Raw genomic sequence first — 17,184 nt, forward strand, 5'->3', positions numbered from 1 at the left:
TCCCTCAAAATACGCTCAGGTGGAAAGGCAAAGAGCTCAGCTTCTCTCAAAATACGCTCAGGTGAAAACAAAGAGCTCAGCTTCCTTTAAGACTCGCTCAGGTGAAAAGTCAAAGAGCTCGGCTTCCTTCAAAATTCGATCAGGTGTGAAGTCAAAGAGCTCGGCTTCTCTCAAAATACGCTCAGGTAGAAAGCCAAAGAGCTCAGCTTCTCTCAAAATTCGCTCAGGCGAGAAGTCAAAGAGCTCAGCTTCTCTCAAAATTCGCTCAGGTGTGAAGTCAAAGAGCTCGGCTTCCCTTAAGACTCACTCAGGTAGATGCCAAAGAGCTAACATCCCCCCCAGAAAAAGTTAGGGTACTAAAGCAAAGTACTTCAATTCTCTTAAAACAGCTCAGATACAACCCCTCAAATTTGCTCAATTAGTTTCTGTAAATCCTCTTTTGAACGTGGCAACTTAATGTTTTCCATCAATAATTTTTTACTTTGTAAAGCAAGCGCCATTTCAAAGACCCAGGGACGTTCCAGATGAGCACGTTGAAGTAAATCCTCCCGATAAAACATCTCAACAGGGTCCCCATTATAGATGATTTTTCCACCTTCCATAACGATTATTTGATCTGCCCATTCATAGGCTAATGGGATGTCATGGGTGGCCAATAAAATGGTGCGATTTCCGTTTTCTAATTTCGCTAAATATTGCAAAACTTGTGCAGCATAATAATTATCGAGTCCTGCGGTTGGCTCGTCTAATAGTAATACAGATGGCTCCATTGCTAGTACGCCTGCCATGGCTACCCGTTTTTTTTGACCCACACTTAAAAAATGTATTGGTTTATCGAGTAATGCTTCCACCTCTGTTTGTGCAACTGCCCAAGCCATTTTTTCTTCTATTTTTGTAGTTGTCCAGCCGAGGTTCAAAGGTCCAAATGCAATATCCTGCTTTACTGTACCAGAAAACAGCTGATTGTCTGCATCCTGAAAAACAATGCCAACCTGTTGACGTAATTCTTTTAATGCTTTTCTACTATAATGTAGCTGCTTGCCACAAAAGGCTATCGTTCCAGTAGTTGGTTTAAGAATGCCATTAAGATGCTGAAATAATGTAGATTTTCCCGCTCCATTATGACCTAGTAAGGCAATTTTTTTGCCCTTCGGAATTTGGAGTGTAATATCTGTTAGGGCGTGTGTTCCATCTGCATAGGCGTAAGAAAGCTGATTTAGTTCAAAGTAAAAGTCTGTCGTCATTAGAAAAACCCTCCATACACGATGAGGAATAGTAAGATAGCTGCAATACCTAGCCAGTTTTTCATGCTATAGGTTGCATTCTCCTGCCAATAGACCGTTTCGCCACCTCGCGCTTGCATGGCATTATTAAGTTCGCGGCTTCGTTGGAACATTTCAGCAAATAATGCAGCAATAAGCATAGATATAGAGCGTAGCCACTGGGCAGGTGAATGATAACCAAGTCGTGCCTGCTGAGCAAGATGAATTTTTTGCATACTGTCTAAAAAAATAAAAATAAATCGGTATGTTAATTCCACTAGTTCAACAAACAAGGTAGGAATTCTACATTGTCGTAACACATGACAAATAGACTGTACAGATGTTGTTAGGATTAAAAAATATAAACAACTGACACTACCTAGAACGATGAAAAAAAGTTGCTTTGCTGTAACTAAGCTTGCATTGCCCACAAAAATTGTCCAATCATTGAAAGAAAATGCCCAAATATGTGCAGGTAATTCGTTAGCCGCTGGGGCTATTGAAATTAGAATAGATAGTAAGCTAGATAGTAAAAAAAATCCGGGTAACAATAATAGTTTTAAATAATATTTCACAGGAATTTTAGCGCCTATAATGATAAAGGCACTCATTACAATAAATGTAATGAGTGAAATTCGTTCATCTCTCATGATAAGCGACAATAATAATAGTCCAAAAGAAAACAACATTTTTTCTAGCGGATGAACAGACGCTAGCTTATTCATATATGCATACTTATCAATTAGTAACATACTTAACCTTCTTTATGTTTGCCGCGCATTAAGCCAATAAAGTATCCGATAAATCCAGCACCTATAGCAGCTTGTAGTGCAAATAGTAGGCTTTCAATTTCTCCACTTGGTGGTTCCCATAAGCTTTCAAACCATGGTTCGTAGTCAGCATTTATTTCACCGATTGCTGCCTCTGCTTCACCATCTGCTCCTTCGAATTCTGCACCCTTTTGAATGAATAGAGGGATAATTGCTAATAACACAACGATAGCTAGCAGTAATAAGTTTTTTTTCATTCTAATGTGCCTCCTTTGTTGAAAAAACACGTAATGCTTTTAATTCGCTCACATTGTATTTTTTCAAGAAGTTCATCACAACTACGGTTAAAATCCCTTCACTAACAGCAAGAGGGATTTGTGTTAATGCAAAAATACCTGCAAATTTTGTGAATGACGCCATAAAGCCACCAACCTCAGAAGGAAAAGCAAGAGCTAATTGAACAGAAGTGACAATATATGTACCTAAGTCACCAAGCATAGCAGCTAAAAACACAGCTAAGGAAAATGAAAGACCCATTTTTTGAGAGCCTTTAAATACATAATAAGCAATAATTGGACCAACTACTGCCATAGAAAAGGCATTTGCTCCTAAAGTTGTAAGCCCTCCATGCGCTAAAAGTAAAGCTTGGAATAATAATACAATTGTTCCGATTACACTCATTGCTAATGGACCAAAAAGAACTGTACCAAGTCCAACTCCTGTTGGATGCGAGCAGCTTCCAGTTACTGAAGGGATTTTTAATGCTGATAAGACGAAGGCAAAGGCACCTGATAGTCCTAAAATCATTTTTGTTTCAGGGTTTGCATCGATCGTTTTACGAATTGAACGTAATCCTAAAATAATAAATGGAATAGATACAACCCACCAGAAAATGGCCCACTCAATTGGTAAAAAGCCCTCCATTATATGCATGGCGAATGCACGATTTGGCACAAATAAAAATGCCAATAAGAAATAACTAAGCTTCCAGCCTGAGAATTTCAAAATTTCTCCTCCTTACATATAGTTTTTGAATTAGCGTGCGAAAAATAAAAAACACTTCTCCTTATGGGAAAAGTGCATAGCTAAAACAATTAGAATTCGATTCTACTAAGCCGCACACCTATCCTCGTAGGTTGAAACGTTCACATTCTTTTCGGCAGGTCTCCTGGCTTTAGTTCCTCATTTTATAGGCCTTCCCATCCGTTGGACAGTGACATTCTCTATAAAACTCCCTAGTACAGTGGCGGGACCGCGCCGGACTTGAACCGGCTTCCCTTTTAAGCGAAATGATAAGCACTTCGCACCGAAAAAAGATGAAGTTGTGAGATTTCACGACAAAGTGTAACATAATTTTCCATCATGATGCTATCTTTTTTTAGAAAAAATTTTTAAAATTGAGGTACAATCTAGAAAATTCTGATAAAATAAAAGAGAAATTTTTCTTTTTTCTACGAATTTTTTGATGAAATTTTAATGGAAATGTCACAATTTTAGAGAGAAATATTGAAATTTTAAAATTTTAAGATATGATAGAGACAGTTTTAAATTCATGTTAAACAAACAAATTTGATATAAAAACATACATAAGTGCTTGAATATTTTCAAGATAATAGGGAAATTGGTGAAAGTCCAATACAGCCCCCGCTACTGTAATAGCTGATGAAATCGCAAATGCCACTAGTGCAAACTTGGGAAGGCGCGAAAGTAAATGGAAGCTTAAGTCAGGAAACCTGCTTATGGAATGATGCATGCAAACTTTTCGGAGGGAGAAGTTGAAGCAAAGGCGAATACCTGTAATTTATTCGACTTTATTTGGCTTCTACAAAACCTTTACTCTTCGATTAGAGTAAAGGTTTTTCTTGTTCCTAAACGTATTGAGGGGAGAACAACGATGACTACTTGGAATTTAGAGGGGATGCAGACACATCTTTTTATTTGCAATGGCAGTAGCTGTATGAAAAAAGAAGCAGAGGAAATTACGCAAGCCATTCGTGATGAGATACAGTTGCAGGCACTTGATAAAAAAATACATACAACCCGGACACGTTGCAATGGCAGATGTAAGGATGCATGTGTTGTCATTGCTTATCCGCAAGGGAATTGGTACCGTGTGCCAACAACTGAACATGCGAGGGCACTTGTGCAGGATTTACATCATGAGTCACTGCACCATGAACATGTTTTTACGCTTCGTGAGGGCACATTACAGCGCACAGCACAAACAACAGCCATTAAAGGCATCGAAAAGGTGAAAGAGGGGTAACAAAAATGGCGCAAAAAGGAAAGATTTTTGTAGTTGGCTTTGGGCCTGGTGATTTTAATCATATTACACATCGGGCTGTGGAGGCATTACAACAGAGTGATATGATCATAGGCTATAAAACATATGTAGAGCTAATTCAGGACTTAGTTAGTGCAAAATCTATTGTTAGTACAGGTATGACGGAGGAAGTATCTCGTGCACAGGAAGCGGTACGCCAAGCAGAGGCAGGGAATATTGTTTCTGTTATTTCCAGCGGTGATTCTGGTGTATATGGAATGGCAGGGTTAGTGTATGAGGTATTAATCGAGCTTGGTTGGACGGAGGCAACTGGTGTAGAGGTAGAAATTGTTCCAGGTATTTCTGCTATCAACTCATGTGCAAGTTTACTAGGTGCGCCAATTATGCATGATGCTTGTACGATTAGTTTAAGTGACCACCTAACACCTTGGAATTTAATTGCGAAGCGTGTGGAAGCAGCAGCGATGGCAGATTTTGTGATTGCACTGTATAACCCAAAAAGTGGTCGACGTACAAGACAAATTGTGGAGGCCCAACGAATTTTATTAGAATATCGTTCACCTGATACACCAGTGGGACTTGTTAAAAGCGCTTATCGTGACCGTCAGGAGGTTACCATGACAACTTTAGCAGAAATGCTAGAGCATGATATTGGGATGCTGACAACGGTTATTATCGGAAATTCATCAACATTTTTCTATGATAATAAAATGATTACACCACGTGGCTATCAGCGTAAATACACACTTGGTGAGGAGAAGCAGCCATTACGTCCACACCAACGTTTAAGGGAAGAAAATGAGCCATGGGCAATGAATCAAGAAACAGGGGAGGCACGCAATGACTTTGCGGCAGATCCCAACGCTAATCGTATCGAACCCAGTTTAGCCATTTCTCCTAATCCAAAACAAAAAAAAACTTCACTTGAGATGGCGACAGCAGCCTTAGCGATGGTCAACGGAACAAGTGAGGTAAAGGCAACGCCCAAGCTTGTGCAACAAAAAATCGAATCTATCTTTGAGTTAGCTGTGAGCCCAGGAGTAGCCAATAAATTTTTCACCCCGCAACAGATGATGACGCTAGCAGAGGTTGTCGGGGAGGATGGAACGATGGAATACACGCCAGACCATCAAATCCATTTAAAAATTCCAACAACGGAGCCAGAAAAAATTACAGCAAAGCTACTTGAGGTTGGATTCTTACTGGCTCCGATTGGGGATGTACTATCATTAAAGGCTTGTGACTTCTGTTATGGGGAAAAGGCTGATTCGATTCCATATGCCGAGGAGATTCAGAAGCAGCTTGGCGGAATGTCTTTACCGAAAACGTTGAATATTGGCTTTAATGGCTGTGGTATGGCATGCTATCGAGCAGTATTTGATGATATTGGCATTGTTTATCGTAAAAGTAAGTTCGATGTTTTTATTGGGGCAAAGCCAGTTGGTCGTACAGCACATGCTGCACAGCCAGTTGTAGAGGGACTAGAGCCTGAACAACTTATTCCGCTCATTACGGACATCATCGAAGAGTATAAAGCAAATGCCCATCCAAATGAACGTTTGTTTAAGTATTTTAAGCGTGTGAAAAAGATTCTGCATTTTACGTACCAGGACATGTCTTCAAAAATAAAAGTAGAGCCCGCTCCATGCGGTGACTAGTGAGGAGTAATGAGATGAAAGCAATTTTATTTGTCGGCCACGGGAGCCGTTTAGCAGCAGGAAATGATGAGGTGCGTACATTTATCAAGCAAATGGCACCTCGTATTGATGATAGCTTCTTAGTAGAAACGTGTTTCTTGGAGTTTGCTTCTCCAAACATTGAAGAGGGTATAACAAACTGTGTCAAGAAGGGTGCAACAGAGGTGCATGTGATTCCAATCATTCTTCTTCATGCTGGACATTCAAAGCTACATATTCCAGCAGAAATTGAGCATGCGCGTGAACATTATCCACATATTACATTCACATATGGTCAAACAATCGGTGTCCATGAAGAGATATTTGCAATTTTAGAGGAACGTTTAGCTGAAATCGGCTTCAATGCTGAAGAGGAGCAACAGGATACAGCTATATTATTAATTGCACGAGGCGGCAGTGACCCATATGCAAATGGAGACTTTTATAAAATTACACGTCTGCTGTGGGAAAAATTGCCTGTGAAATATGTAGAAAGTGCCTTTATGGGGGTAACGGATCCTCGTGTCGAAGAGGGAATTGAGCGCTGTGTTAAGCTAGGTGCTAAAAAGATCATTATGCTTCCATACTTTTTATTCACGGGCATCCTAATGGAACGCATGAATGGTATGTGTCAACAATTTAACGACAAATATCCAGAGTGTGATATTCAAATTGCTGACTATTTTGGGTATCATGAACGCTTGCAAAATGTGCTACTTGAGCGTATTGAGCAGGCTGTAAATGGGACATCAACAGGGATGCAGGATTTAGAAAACTATCGAGCTTATGCAGCAGTGCATGGTCATGCGCATCATCATCACCATCATGACCACGACCATGATCACGACCACCATGATCATCATCACGAACATGACCACCACCATGAAGAGGAGTCTGTGAAATGATTTTCATGTTAGCAGGGACAAGTGATGCCAGAAACTTAGCTCTTGAAATACAGTCAGCAGGCTATCAGGTAACAGCAACAGTTGTTACTGAGTCTGCAGCCTCTAGCCTTGCTGAGGTGGGTCTACCTCATTTAGTTGGACGGTTAACAGCTGAGGAAATGGCAGCAATTATGACAGAACAAGGCTATCGTTTAGTTGTAGATGCCTCTCATCCTTTTGCTGAGGAAGCTTCAAAAAATGCCATGGCAGCAGCGGAGCAAGCAAATATACCATATATTCGCTATGAACGCGCGCATGAACATTATTCTCATCCTCTTATAACAATAGTAAAAGATTATGAGGAGGCTGCTCACTTAGCAGCAGAAAAACGTGGTGTCATAATGCTAACAACAGGCAGTAAAACGCTTGCGACATTTACGAAGGTTTTACATGGTCTGGAGAATACAAGGGTGATTGCACGTATGCTACCTAGACTCGATAACATGGAGAAATGTGAGGCACTTGGTGTGGCACAAAGGGACATAGTCGCTATACAGGGACCCTTTTCAAAGGAATTGAACGAAGCGCTCTTTCGTCAATATGATGTGACATTGATGATTACGAAGGAAAGTGGCAAGGTTGGCTCAGTGGATGAAAAGCTAGAGGCAGCACTTGCATGTGGTATTGAGACAATATTAATTGCAAGACCAAATATAAAGTATGGCCAGCAATATTCTACATTTACAGAAGTACTACAGGCAGTACAACACACACTTTAGGAGGCAATTCAGATGGATTTTAAAACAGATTTCAAACCTTTAACGGTGGATCCGGATAAAATTTACGATTACAGTTTTTCAATTATAGCAGAAGAAATGGGCGAGCATGATTTTTCAGAGGATGAGTGGAAGGTTGTTCGTCGTATTATTCATGCATCTGCTGATTTTGAGCTTGGTCGTAGCGTTATTATTACTCCAGGGGCAATTGAGGCAGGTATCAAGTCTATTCTTGCAGGTCGCCATGTGATTGCTGATGTGCAAATGATCGAAAGTGGCTCAGGAAAAAAACGTTTCCAAAAGCATGGTGGGGATCTACATTGCTATATCGCAGATGAAGATGTCTCAGTAGAAGCGAAAAAACAAAATACAACACGTGCTATTATCTCCATGCAAAAAGCTGCTAAATTACATGAAGGTGGAATTTATGCCATTGGTAATGCACCAACTGCATTATTAGAGTTAATCCGTTTAATTAAAGAAGGCTTAGCAAAACCAGATCTAATTATCGGTATGCCAGTTGGCTTTGTATCTGCAGCAGAGTCAAAAGAGGAATTATTAAAATTAGAAGGTATTCCGTATATTACGAATGTTGGCCGTAAAGGCGGTAGTACAGTGACGGTTGCCGCTTTGAATGCTATTTCACTTTTAGCGGATGAACAGGCGAAAAAATAATGGAGCGGAAGCCAAAAAAGGATCCCAAGGACATGCGTCACGGTTATACAACGGGAGCCTGTGCAACTGCGGTGGCAAAGGCAGCATTGCTAGCACTAATTACAAATGAAGAGCAGGAAACTAGTACAATTCATTTGCCAATTGGGCGAGATGCAACCTTTACTATCGAAAATTGTACGTTTGAAAACAATACGGTAAGCTGTGAAACCATAAAGGATGCTGGGGATGATCCAGATGCTACACATAAAGCACTTATTATTGGCACGGTGAGCTGGGCCGATACACCTGGCATTCATCTTGATGGTGGGATTGGTGTCGGGCGGGTAACAAAGCCCGGTTTACCTGTCCCAGTTGGAGAAGCGGCTATTAATCCCGTACCTCGTAAAATGATTCATAGCACTGTACAGGGTGTTCTTGACGATTTTCAAATTAAGCGAGGCGTCAACGTTATTATTTCTGTCCCAGATGGTGAAGAAATTGCGAAAAAGACCTTAAATGGTCGTCTGGGGATCATAGGTGGTATTTCCATTTTAGGCACAAGGGGAACCGTCGTGCCTTTTTCGAGTTCCGCTTATATGGCAAGTATAGTGCAAGCAATAAGCGTTGCTAAGGCAGCTGGCTGTGAGCATTTAGTCATTACAACAGGGGGACGCAGTGAAAAGTATGGAATGGCGCAATACCCTAATCTACCAGAGGAAGCATTTATTGAAATGGGCGATTTTGTTGGCTTTACGTTAAAGCACTGTAAACGTCTCGGCATTAAGCGAGTCTCTCTTGTTGGCATGATGGGGAAATTCTCGAAAGTGGCGCAAGGTGTGATGATGGTGCATTCCAAAAGTGCTCCGATAGATTTTAATTTTTTAGCACAACTGGCTACAGATATTGGTGCAGATAAGGACACAATAGCTGCTGTACAGGAGGCCAATACCGCTTCACAGGTAGGCGAAATTATGGCAGAAAAGGGCTATGATGCATTTTTCCATCATTTATGTGAAGCTTGCTGTTACTCCTCCCTACACCATATTAAAGGCGGTTTAACGCTTTCCACATCGATTTATTCGATGCAGGGACAATTATTAGGAAGGGCTGATGACATTGCATCGATCAATGAAATTGATTGGGATCGGGGATAACGGACTAGAAAGCTTGCTGCCGCAATATAGGCAGTGGATTGAAAACTGTGAGGTACTTGTTGGCGGGGAGCGTGTTCTGGAATTTTTCCCGACCTTTAAAGGCGAAAAAATAATGATTAAAGGTGGCCTTTCTACACTTGTTACTAGATTATCTGAAGAAACAAGAAATACTGTCATCCTAGCATCGGGTGATCCATTATTTTATGGAATCGGCAGTTACTTAGCGAAAAAGCTAGACATAGAGGTTTACCCATATATAAGCTCAGTGCAGCTTGCCTTTGCAAAGATGGGGGAAAGCTGGCAGGATGCCTATGTCACGAGTATTCATGGACGCTCCATGAAGGGCTTAGCGCAGCGTATTGATGGCAAAAAGAAAGTGGCGCTTCTAACAGATGCGGAAAACAATCCGAATGCACTAGCGCGTTATTTAAAGCATTTTGACATGACGGAATACCGAGCATTTGTTGCGGAAAACTTACAAGGTACCAATGAAAGATTCGGCTGGTATTCGCTTGATGAATTAGAAGAAGCTGATTTTTCTCCTTTAAATGTCGTTATTCTTCAGCAAATTTCAGAGCCAAAACATTATGCACTTGGCATTGATGATGAAGAATTCTCACAGCGTAAGCCAGATAAAGGGTTAATCACAAAAAAAGAAATTCGTGTATTAAGTTTGCAGGCAATGCAGCTTCAAAAGGATAGTATTATCTGGGATGTTGGGACTTGTACAGGTTCAATGGCGATTGAGGCTGGCAAGCTTGCGCCAGAAGGTCAAGTGTTTGCAGTGGAGAAAAATGCTCCGGATTTAGAAAATTGCCTGCAAAACCAGCAAAAGTTCCGTGTCGATATTACGGCAATTCATAGTAAAGCGCCAGCAGGACTTGAAAACTTCCCTGACCCGGATGCCATTTTTATCGGCGGCACAGGAGGCGAAATGGTGGAATTATTGCAATTGTGTTGTAAACGATTAAAGCGAAATGGACGTATTGTCCTAAATGCTGCAACCATCGAAAATTTATATAAGGCAGTGGAAGCATTTAAGGCATGTGGTCTTGCTGTAGACATTTTACAGGCACAGCTTGCTCGCAGTAAACCAATTCTAGATATGACACGCTTTGTTCCATTAAATCCTATTTATATTATTACGGCTTATCGAAAGGAAGAGAATCATGAGTAATCTTGGTATTTTATATGGCTTGGGCGTAGGTCCTGGCGACCCAGAATTAATTACAGTGAAGGCATTTCGTATTATCCAGGAATCGCCAGTTATTGCCTATCCAAAAAAGCTAAGAGGCAGTAAAAGCTATGCACATCGAATCGTGGATGTTTATATTAATCCAGAGGAAAAGGATATGCTAGGCCTAGTTTTTCCGATGACGAAGGATGAGGCTGTATTAGAGCGTGAATGGACAAAATCTGTTGAGCTTGTTTATGAAAAATTGAAAGAAGGCAAAGACGTCGCATTTGTTACAGAGGGAGATCCTCTATTATATAGTACGTTTATTCATATGATGAAGCTAATGCAGGACAAGTACCCAGAGGTTGAAATCCGTACAGTTCCAGGTATTTCTTCATTTAATGGTTCTGCATCACGCTTAGGAATTGCACTAGCGGATGGGGATGATAAAGTTGCTATTATACCTGCTCATGATGACTATAACGCAATGCGTGACGCCATTGAAAGTCATGATGCAGTTGTGTTTATTAAAGTGGCAAAGGTTATTGATCTAATGCTACAGGTGCTACGAGATTTAGATTTACTTGATAAGGCTTCAGTTGTCACAAAGGTAACATCTGACGAGGAAATTATTTGGGATGTACGTGAGCTAGACGGTGTCGAGCTAGAATATTTAACATTAATGGTGGTGCGTAAATAATGAAAAAAATCTATATTGTCGGCGCTGGTCCTGGTGATCCAGATTTAATTACAGTGAAAGGCTTACATATGCTACAAACGGCAGACGTGGTCATGTATACAGATTCTTTAGTCAATGAGGACCTAATTGCAAAAGCTAAGCCAGATGCTGAGGTAATCCGTACAGCAGGTATGCATTTAGAAGAAATGGTAGCTGTTATGGTGGATCGTGTTAATGCAGGGAAGGTAGTAGCTCGTATGCATACAGGAGATCCTGCCATGTACGGAGCTATTATGGAGCAGGTAGCTCTTTTAAAGAAGGAAGGCATTGGCTATGAGGTAATTCCAGGTGTGAGCTCAGTCTTCGCTTCTGCGGCAGCAATTGGTGCAGAATTAACAATTCCAGATTTAACGCAAACACTTATTTTAACACGTGCAGAAGGGCGTACACCTGTACCGGAATTTGAAAAACTACGTGATTTAGCAAGTCATCATTGTACAATTGCGCTATTCCTTAGTGCAACTTTAACGAAAAAAATCGTCAAAGAGCTACAAAGTGCAGGCTGGGCTGATGATACACCAGTAGCCGTTATTCAACGTGCATCTTGGCCAGACCAAAAAATCGTTCGTACAACATTAGTTGAATTAGATGAAGCGATGCGTGTAAATGGTATTCGGAAACATGCGATGATTTTAGCTGGCTGGGCTTTAGATCCAACTATTCATGAAAAGGATCAATATCGCTCGAAATTATATGATGCAACCTTTACACATGGCTTTAGAAAAGGTGTGAAGACAAGTGATTGAATTACAAGAGGGTGTTTTACCGGAGGTTGATCAACGAAATCCTTATGCTGTAGTCGCCATCACCAAGCATGGTGTGCAAATTGGACGTCGATTGCAGCATACCTTCGCGGCAAGTGATTTATATTATATGAGTAAATTTGAGCAGGGCGATGAAGCAGACAAGCATATACAATTGTTTACAGGTACTGTGCGCTTGCTATTACCAACTCTTTTTAAGCAATATAAAGGCTTAATTTTAATCATTTCACTAGGCGCAGTTGTACGGATGATTGCCCCCATACTAAAAGATAAAAAAACAGACCCTGGTGTTGTTGTCATTGATGATCGTGGTGAAAATGTAATTAGTGTATTATCTGGACATTTAGGCGGTGCCAATGAGCTGACACATGAAGTAGCTGCTGCACTAGGCGCAAATCCAATAATTACAACAGCTTCCGATGTACAAAAAACGATTCCTGTTGATTTATTTGGTGCACGTTTTGGTTGGGTATGGGATAGTGCAGATAAATTGACACCTGTTAGTGCATCTGTTGTGAATGAGGAGCATGTTGCTATCGTTCAGGAGACAGGTGAACGTGATTGGTGGATGCGTGATACACCAATGCCAGAACAAATTAAAATTTATCCATCCACACAGGCAGCAATAAAGGCTAAGCCACATGCGACATTGCTAATTACAGATCGCATGATAGAGCCTGAAGAAGAAGTTCTGCTTGAAAATGGTGTGATTTACCGACCAAAATCAATAGTACTAGGTATGGGCTGTAATCGCGGGACATCTCTGGATGAAATTGAGCAAGTTATTGATGAAACGCTGGCTGAGCTAAAGCTTTCGAAAAAAAGTGTGAAGGCATTATGCACAATAGAATTAAAGAAAGATGAGCAATGCTTCTTGGACATTACTAGAAACTATGATTGGGAATTTGTAACCTATTCACCGGATGAATTAAACGAAATAGATTTCCCTTCCCCGTCAGAAACAGTTTTTAAATATACAGGAGCTTATGGAGTCAGTGAACCAGCTGCTATGCGTTATGCTAAGGTAAATGCGCTCATTTTAGAAAAGAAGAAATCAGGCAATGCTACGATCTCTGTTGCTAGATTACTATTTTAAGGAGGAAGTCCATGCAAACAAATCGTTTTGTACTGGCTGGTACGGGCAGTGGCGTAGGTAAAACAACTTTCACTATTGGACTGATGAAGGCTTTACAAAATAAGGGGAAAGTTGTGCAGGGCTTTAAATGCGGTCCTGATTATATAGATCCAACCTACCACACAGCCGTAACAGGAAGAGTATCTCGGAATATTGATAGCTGGATGTTTTCACATGAAGCTGTACGAGATATTGTTGCGCGCGCAAGTATGGGTGCAGATGTTGCCATTATTGAAGGTGTTATGGGCTTCTATGATGGTAAAAGTCCTTTATCTGATGAAGGCTCTGCAGCAGACATCAGTGTTATCACAGAAAGTCCTGTCATTTTAATTGTTAATTGTGCAAGTATGGCCCGAAGTGTTGCGGCAGTTGTAAAGGGCTTCCAACTGCTGTCTGATAAGCAAAATATAGTTGGGGTGATTGCGAATCAGGTTGGTAGTGTCGGTCATTATGAGATTGCGAAAGCTGCGATTGAGCAGGAATGTGGTATCCCTGTTATTGGCTACTTAAAGCGTGAGGAAGGAATTGATATCCCTAGTCGCCATTTAGGACTAGTACCTGCGATAGAACGTGGAGAACTGAATTCTTTTTTTGAGAAGCTAGGTTCGTTAATGGCAGAGACAATAGATATAGATCAATTATTGAACCTAACAAAGGCTCCTGTTCTACAAGAAGCAGGACAGCTATTTGCAAAAGAGCCATCGCAAAACATTTGCATTGCTGTTGCAAAGGATGCGGCATTTAATTTTTATTATGAGGAAAACTTAGCGCTACTACGTGCCAAAGGTGCAACACTACAATTTTTCTCACCGCTTGCCAATGAAGCTGTGCCTGCTGAGGCTGATGGGCTATATATTGGCGGGGGTTTCCCAGAGGAATTTGCAGCAATACTGGCGAACAATGTAGAAGCAAAAAGTTCTATTCGTGAAGCAATTGCCAAAGGTTTACCAACATTAGCGGAGTGTGGGGGCTTTATGTATTTGACAGAGGCTATTTCAAATAATGATGGTATTCGTTTTGATATGGTAGGTGTTATTCCTGGTGAAGTTACCATGCAAACAAAGCTAGCAGCTCTTGGCTACCGTGAAATTTTTGGCACTCAACATAATTTCTTAATAGGTACAGACGAAGAAGCTAAAGGACATGAATTCCACTATTCAACATATTCCGGCTCTCATAATACGCCTGCCTATCAAACGAAAGGTCGTTTTGGGAAAAAGCAGGAGGGCTATCAAGAAGGAAATCTAGTAGCTGGCTATACACATTTTCATTTCGTATCAAACCCAAAGCTTGTTGACAATTGGCTATCAGCTTGTAAGAAGGTGAAAAATCATGACTAATTATTTTCCAATTCATATCAATATTGAATACAAAACCGTAGTAATTGTTGGAGGCGGACACGTAGCAACGCAGAAGGTTGCATCTTTGATTCCAGCTAAAGCAAATATTGTTGTCGTGAGTCCAACACTAGATGACTCATTATTCCCTCTTGTGGAAGCAGGGAAAATTACATGGCGTGAAAAAGAATTTGAACCACGTGATTTAGATGATGCATCATTGATTATTGCCGCGACCAATGATACATCAGTAAATGAGGCTGTTCAAGAAGCTGCTCAGCATTGGCAGCTTATCAATCGTGCGGATGCACAAGCTGAGAGTGATTTTATTACACCAGCAACTGTTCGTCGGGGTCCTTTAGTGCTCACGGTATCAACATCAGGTGCTAGTCCAGCATTAGCAAGAAAAATTAAAGCCGATCTCGAAGAACAATTTGATGAGATTTATGATGACTACGTATGCTTTTTACAACAGGCACGATTAATGATTGCTGCAAAATTTGAAAAAGGTCAGCAAAGACGTGCCGCCTTACAAGCATTACTAGAACCCAATTTACTAGAATGGACACGTCGAGGTGAGATTGATAGACGTGAAGCCTACTTACAACAATTACTGATGGGAGAAGCATAATGAAGGATGGAATGGTGTATTTAGTAGGGGCTGGACCAGGAGACCCCAAGCTTATTACAGTATATGGGCTTGAATGTATTCAGAAGGCAGATGTTATTGCCTATGATCGTCTTGTGAATCCTAAATTGCTAGAATTTGCGAAAAAGGATGCGGAGCTTGTGTACTGTGGTAAATTACCTGGCAAGCATCACCTTATTCAAGACGAGATTCATACATTACTTGTTGAAAAAGCGCAGGAGGGCAAAATTGTCACACGATTAAAGGGGGGAGACCCATTTGTTTTTGGTCGCGGTGCTGAGGAAGCCGAGGTATTAAAAAATCATGGAATTGCCTATGAAATCGTACCTGGCATAACAGCAGGAATTGCTGCCCCAGCATATGCAGGTATTCCTGTTACACATCGGGACTTTGCAACAAGCTTTGCACTCGTGACAGGTCATGGCCGTGAAGAAAAGGGACAAGACTTTTTAAACTGGTCTGCACTCGCAACAGGCATTGATACAGTGGCCTTTTATATGAGTGTTGGCAATATTGCCTATATTTCTAGAAAATTAATTGAGCATGGTCGAAAGGCATCTACCCCAGTTGCTGTCATTGAATGGGGCACAACAGATCAACAGCGTACCATTACAGGACAGCTTGATGAAATTGCTAGCATTATTGAACGAGAGGGCTATCATAACCCTTCTATGATTATTGTTGGTGATGTCGTTAATGTCCGAGAAAAAATTCAATGGTTTGAAGAGCAGGGACTTGCTTTTTCGTAGAAGATTCAATTGGAGGGAACCGCATGACTATAATAGAGGCATTAAAAAATCGTCGAGCAATTCGTAATTATACAACACAGCCAGTTGAGAAAGAGAAAATTGAACAAATTTTACAAGCAGCCACTTATGCACCAAACGACCGTATGCGTGAGCCTTGGCATTTTTATGTCATCCAAGATGATGCCATGAAACGTTATGAGGAAATGGCAAATGCTTATTTACTAGAACGCTTTCCAACTAAGCCAAATTTGGTAGAAAGCTCATTGAAAGTTGTGCAAACGACACCTGTTGCCATTGTGGTGACAGCAGATATTGTAGAAAATGATTCTGATGCAACAGAGGATAACGTTTATGCTGTTTGTAGTGCAATTATGTCCATGTGGCTTGCTGCAGAGGAGCTAGGACTTGGCTTTGTCTGGCGTACACGTGGTGTGGGGCTTGTTCATGATGAAAGAATGCATAACTTTATTGGAGCAGATCAAACGCAAAAAGTAGTAGGTACTATTTTTATAGGCTATCCAGAGGAGCAGGAGCTTAAAGACAAGAAGCGTACCCCATTTGAGGAAAAAACAACATGGCTTTAAGGGAGGCTTAAAAAATGGCGAGAAAAGGCTTGTTTTTAGTTTATACAGGGGAAGGAAAGGGCAAAACAACTGCCTCTCTTGGCGTCACATTACGCGCGGTTGGAAGAGGGCTAAATGTACGTTATATGCAATTTATTAAATCACCAGAGCGTACATATGGAGAGCAAATTGCCCTAAGTAAGCTTGGCGTGAAAATGGAGCAGCTGGGTATTGGCTTTACTTGGACAAAAACGCCAGAAGAGCATCGTGCGGCTTTAGCAAAGGCTTGGAAGAAAACAAAAGCTGCCCTGCAGGACGACACGATTGATTTACTTGTATTAGATGAGCTGAACAATGCACTTGCTATCACAAAATTTCCAATTGATGATGTGCTACCCTTAGCAGAAGTTATTGAAGCCATACAACAGCGCCCTTCTACCATGCATTTAGTCGTAACAGGACGCAGTGCAAATCCAGCACTTATTGCCATGGCAGATTTAGTTTCAACAATTGAGGCGACAAAACATTATTATGATGAGGGAATTCCAGCTGTCAAAGGTCTTGAATTTTAAGCATATAAAAAGCAGCTGAAATCTGTGTAAAAACCAGCT

20 protein-coding genes and 2 riboswitches are annotated in these 17,184 nt (G+C 40.9%); of the genes, 15 read left to right on the forward strand and 5 right to left on the reverse strand.

The genetic code is table 11. The features are described from left to right. Positions 1 to 57 precede the first annotated feature (57 nt). The 5 genes from B2R82_RS17030 to B2R82_RS17050 all read right to left on the reverse strand — a co-directional run bounded on the left by B2R82_RS17030 (position 58) and on the right by B2R82_RS17050 (position 3,037). Entirely contained in the window at positions 58 to 258 is a 201-nt protein-coding gene (locus B2R82_RS17030; RefSeq protein ID WP_286926066.1) for a hypothetical protein, read from the reverse strand. A gap of 146 nt (positions 259 to 404) precedes the next feature. Next, positions 405 to 1,244: an energy-coupling factor ABC transporter ATP-binding protein gene (locus B2R82_RS17035; RefSeq protein ID WP_286926067.1), complete on the reverse strand. Its 840-nt coding sequence runs from the start codon at positions 1,242 to 1,244 to the stop codon at positions 405 to 407. Next, positions 1,244 to 2,014, reverse strand: coding sequence for a cobalt ECF transporter T component CbiQ (cbiQ, locus tag B2R82_RS17040; RefSeq protein ID WP_286926068.1), 771 nt, complete (start codon positions 2,012 to 2,014; stop codon positions 1,244 to 1,246). Before cbiQ ends, B2R82_RS17035 begins: the two co-directional genes overlap by 1 nt. A gap of 2 nt (positions 2,015 to 2,016) precedes the next feature. Beyond that, the gene (locus B2R82_RS17045; RefSeq protein WP_286926069.1) at positions 2,017 to 2,289 is read right to left on the reverse strand and encodes an energy-coupling factor ABC transporter substrate-binding protein; all 273 of its coding nucleotides are present in this window, start codon (positions 2,287 to 2,289) and stop codon (positions 2,017 to 2,019) included. A gap of 1 nt (position 2,290) precedes the next feature. Further along, positions 2,291 to 3,037, reverse strand: a complete 747-nt coding sequence (locus B2R82_RS17050; RefSeq protein ID WP_286926070.1) for an energy-coupling factor ABC transporter permease — start codon at positions 3,035 to 3,037, stop codon at positions 2,291 to 2,293. 136 nt (positions 3,038 to 3,173) lie between these two features. Next, positions 3,174 to 3,358, reverse strand: a riboswitch (cobalamin riboswitch). A 246-nt stretch (positions 3,359 to 3,604) separates the two neighbouring features. Then, positions 3,605 to 3,787, forward strand: a riboswitch (cobalamin riboswitch). 139 nt (positions 3,788 to 3,926) lie between these two features. Here B2R82_RS17050 and B2R82_RS17055 point away from each other — a divergent pair. Genes B2R82_RS17055 through B2R82_RS17125 form a run of 15 tightly spaced genes read left to right on the forward strand, consistent with a single transcriptional unit; the run spans position 3,927 to position 17,145 of the window. Further along, entirely contained in the window at positions 3,927 to 4,298 is a 372-nt protein-coding gene (locus B2R82_RS17055) for a (2Fe-2S) ferredoxin domain-containing protein (protein ID WP_313373222.1), read from the forward strand. 5 nt (positions 4,299 to 4,303) lie between these two features. Then, positions 4,304 to 5,974: a precorrin-3B C(17)-methyltransferase gene (gene cobJ, locus B2R82_RS17060; RefSeq protein WP_286926072.1), complete on the forward strand. Its 1,671-nt coding sequence runs from the start codon at positions 4,304 to 4,306 to the stop codon at positions 5,972 to 5,974. Positions 5,975 to 5,988: 14 nt separating this feature from the next. Then, the gene (locus B2R82_RS17065; protein WP_286926073.1) at positions 5,989 to 6,897 is read left to right on the forward strand and encodes a sirohydrochlorin chelatase; all 909 of its coding nucleotides are present in this window, start codon (positions 5,989 to 5,991) and stop codon (positions 6,895 to 6,897) included. After that, entirely contained in the window at positions 6,894 to 7,655 is a 762-nt protein-coding gene (gene cobK, locus B2R82_RS17070) for a precorrin-6A reductase (protein ID WP_286926074.1), read from the forward strand. The genes B2R82_RS17065 and cobK overlap by 4 nt, the downstream gene beginning before the upstream one ends. A 12-nt stretch (positions 7,656 to 7,667) precedes the next feature. After that, positions 7,668 to 8,327, forward strand: coding sequence for a precorrin-8X methylmutase (locus B2R82_RS17075; RefSeq protein WP_286926075.1), 660 nt, complete (start codon positions 7,668 to 7,670; stop codon positions 8,325 to 8,327). Further along, positions 8,327 to 9,460 (forward strand): cobalt-precorrin-5B (C(1))-methyltransferase, encoded by a 1,134-nt coding sequence (locus tag B2R82_RS17080; RefSeq protein WP_286926076.1) that lies wholly within the window; start codon positions 8,327 to 8,329, stop codon positions 9,458 to 9,460. The genes B2R82_RS17075 and B2R82_RS17080 overlap by 1 nt, the downstream gene beginning before the upstream one ends. Continuing rightward, positions 9,435 to 10,637, forward strand: coding sequence for a precorrin-6y C5,15-methyltransferase (decarboxylating) subunit CbiE (cbiE, locus tag B2R82_RS17085; RefSeq protein ID WP_286926077.1), 1,203 nt, complete (start codon positions 9,435 to 9,437; stop codon positions 10,635 to 10,637). The genes B2R82_RS17080 and cbiE overlap by 26 nt, the downstream gene beginning before the upstream one ends. Further along, positions 10,630 to 11,337 (forward strand): precorrin-2 C(20)-methyltransferase, encoded by a 708-nt coding sequence (cobI, locus tag B2R82_RS17090; protein WP_286926078.1) that lies wholly within the window; start codon positions 10,630 to 10,632, stop codon positions 11,335 to 11,337. Before cbiE ends, cobI begins: the two co-directional genes overlap by 8 nt. Continuing rightward, a complete protein-coding gene (gene cobM, locus B2R82_RS17095; protein WP_286926079.1) occupies positions 11,337 to 12,122 on the forward strand; it encodes a precorrin-4 C(11)-methyltransferase in 786 nt (261 codons plus the stop codon). The genes cobI and cobM overlap by 1 nt, the downstream gene beginning before the upstream one ends. Then, the gene (locus tag B2R82_RS17100) at positions 12,115 to 13,236 is read left to right on the forward strand and encodes a cobalt-precorrin 5A hydrolase (protein ID WP_286926080.1); all 1,122 of its coding nucleotides are present in this window, start codon (positions 12,115 to 12,117) and stop codon (positions 13,234 to 13,236) included. The genes cobM and B2R82_RS17100 overlap by 8 nt, the downstream gene beginning before the upstream one ends. Positions 13,237 to 13,247: 11 nt before the next feature. Continuing rightward, positions 13,248 to 14,615, forward strand: coding sequence for a cobyrinate a,c-diamide synthase (locus B2R82_RS17105; RefSeq protein WP_286926081.1), 1,368 nt, complete (start codon positions 13,248 to 13,250; stop codon positions 14,613 to 14,615). Then, a complete protein-coding gene (locus B2R82_RS17110) occupies positions 14,608 to 15,243 on the forward strand; it encodes a precorrin-2 dehydrogenase/sirohydrochlorin ferrochelatase family protein (protein WP_286926082.1) in 636 nt (211 codons plus the stop codon). Before B2R82_RS17105 ends, B2R82_RS17110 begins: the two co-directional genes overlap by 8 nt. Further along, a complete protein-coding gene (gene cobA, locus B2R82_RS17115) occupies positions 15,243 to 16,010 on the forward strand; it encodes a uroporphyrinogen-III C-methyltransferase (RefSeq protein ID WP_283868497.1) in 768 nt (255 codons plus the stop codon). Before B2R82_RS17110 ends, cobA begins: the two co-directional genes overlap by 1 nt. 23 nt (positions 16,011 to 16,033) lie before the next feature. Continuing rightward, entirely contained in the window at positions 16,034 to 16,594 is a 561-nt protein-coding gene (locus B2R82_RS17120; protein ID WP_286926083.1) for a nitroreductase family protein, read from the forward strand. Between the two features lie 14 nt (positions 16,595 to 16,608). Continuing rightward, positions 16,609 to 17,145 (forward strand): cob(I)yrinic acid a,c-diamide adenosyltransferase, encoded by a 537-nt coding sequence (locus B2R82_RS17125; protein WP_286926084.1) that lies wholly within the window; start codon positions 16,609 to 16,611, stop codon positions 17,143 to 17,145. Positions 17,146 to 17,184: the final 39 nt, after the last annotated feature.

Source organism: Lysinibacillus sp. UBA6686 (assembly GCF_002455205.1).
Lineage (GTDB): Bacteria > Bacillota > Bacilli > Bacillales_A > Planococcaceae > Lysinibacillus > Lysinibacillus pakistanensis.

Bases quoted from the DNA above. Each gene is read 5' to 3' on its own strand.
- B2R82_RS17035 (WP_286926067.1), bottom strand. From the start codon at position 1,244: ATGACGACAGACTTTTACTTTGAACTAAATCAGCTTTCTTACGCCTAT.
- cbiQ (WP_286926068.1), bottom strand. From the start codon at position 2,014: ATGTTACTAATTGATAAGTATGCATATATGAATAAGCTAGCGTCTGTT.
- B2R82_RS17045 (WP_286926069.1), bottom strand. From the start codon at position 2,289: ATGAAAAAAAACTTATTACTGCTAGCTATCGTTGTGTTATTAGCAATT.
- B2R82_RS17055 (WP_313373222.1), top strand. From the start codon at position 3,927: ATGACTACTTGGAATTTAGAGGGGATGCAGACACATCTTTTTATTTGC.
- cobJ (WP_286926072.1), top strand. From the start codon at position 4,304: ATGGCGCAAAAAGGAAAGATTTTTGTAGTTGGCTTTGGGCCTGGTGAT.
- B2R82_RS17065 (WP_286926073.1), top strand. From the start codon at position 5,989: ATGAAAGCAATTTTATTTGTCGGCCACGGGAGCCGTTTAGCAGCAGGA.
- cobK (WP_286926074.1), top strand. From the start codon at position 6,894: ATGATTTTCATGTTAGCAGGGACAAGTGATGCCAGAAACTTAGCTCTT.
- B2R82_RS17075 (WP_286926075.1), top strand. From the start codon at position 7,668: ATGGATTTTAAAACAGATTTCAAACCTTTAACGGTGGATCCGGATAAA.
- B2R82_RS17080 (WP_286926076.1), top strand. From the start codon at position 8,327: ATGGAGCGGAAGCCAAAAAAGGATCCCAAGGACATGCGTCACGGTTAT.
- cbiE (WP_286926077.1), top strand. From the start codon at position 9,435: ATGAAATTGATTGGGATCGGGGATAACGGACTAGAAAGCTTGCTGCCG.
- cobI (WP_286926078.1), top strand. From the start codon at position 10,630: ATGAGTAATCTTGGTATTTTATATGGCTTGGGCGTAGGTCCTGGCGAC.
- cobM (WP_286926079.1), top strand. From the start codon at position 11,337: ATGAAAAAAATCTATATTGTCGGCGCTGGTCCTGGTGATCCAGATTTA.
- B2R82_RS17105 (WP_286926081.1), top strand. From the start codon at position 13,248: ATGCAAACAAATCGTTTTGTACTGGCTGGTACGGGCAGTGGCGTAGGT.
- B2R82_RS17110 (WP_286926082.1), top strand. From the start codon at position 14,608: ATGACTAATTATTTTCCAATTCATATCAATATTGAATACAAAACCGTA.
- cobA (WP_283868497.1), top strand. From the start codon at position 15,243: ATGAAGGATGGAATGGTGTATTTAGTAGGGGCTGGACCAGGAGACCCC.
- B2R82_RS17120 (WP_286926083.1), top strand. From the start codon at position 16,034: ATGACTATAATAGAGGCATTAAAAAATCGTCGAGCAATTCGTAATTAT.
- B2R82_RS17125 (WP_286926084.1), top strand. From the start codon at position 16,609: ATGGCGAGAAAAGGCTTGTTTTTAGTTTATACAGGGGAAGGAAAGGGC.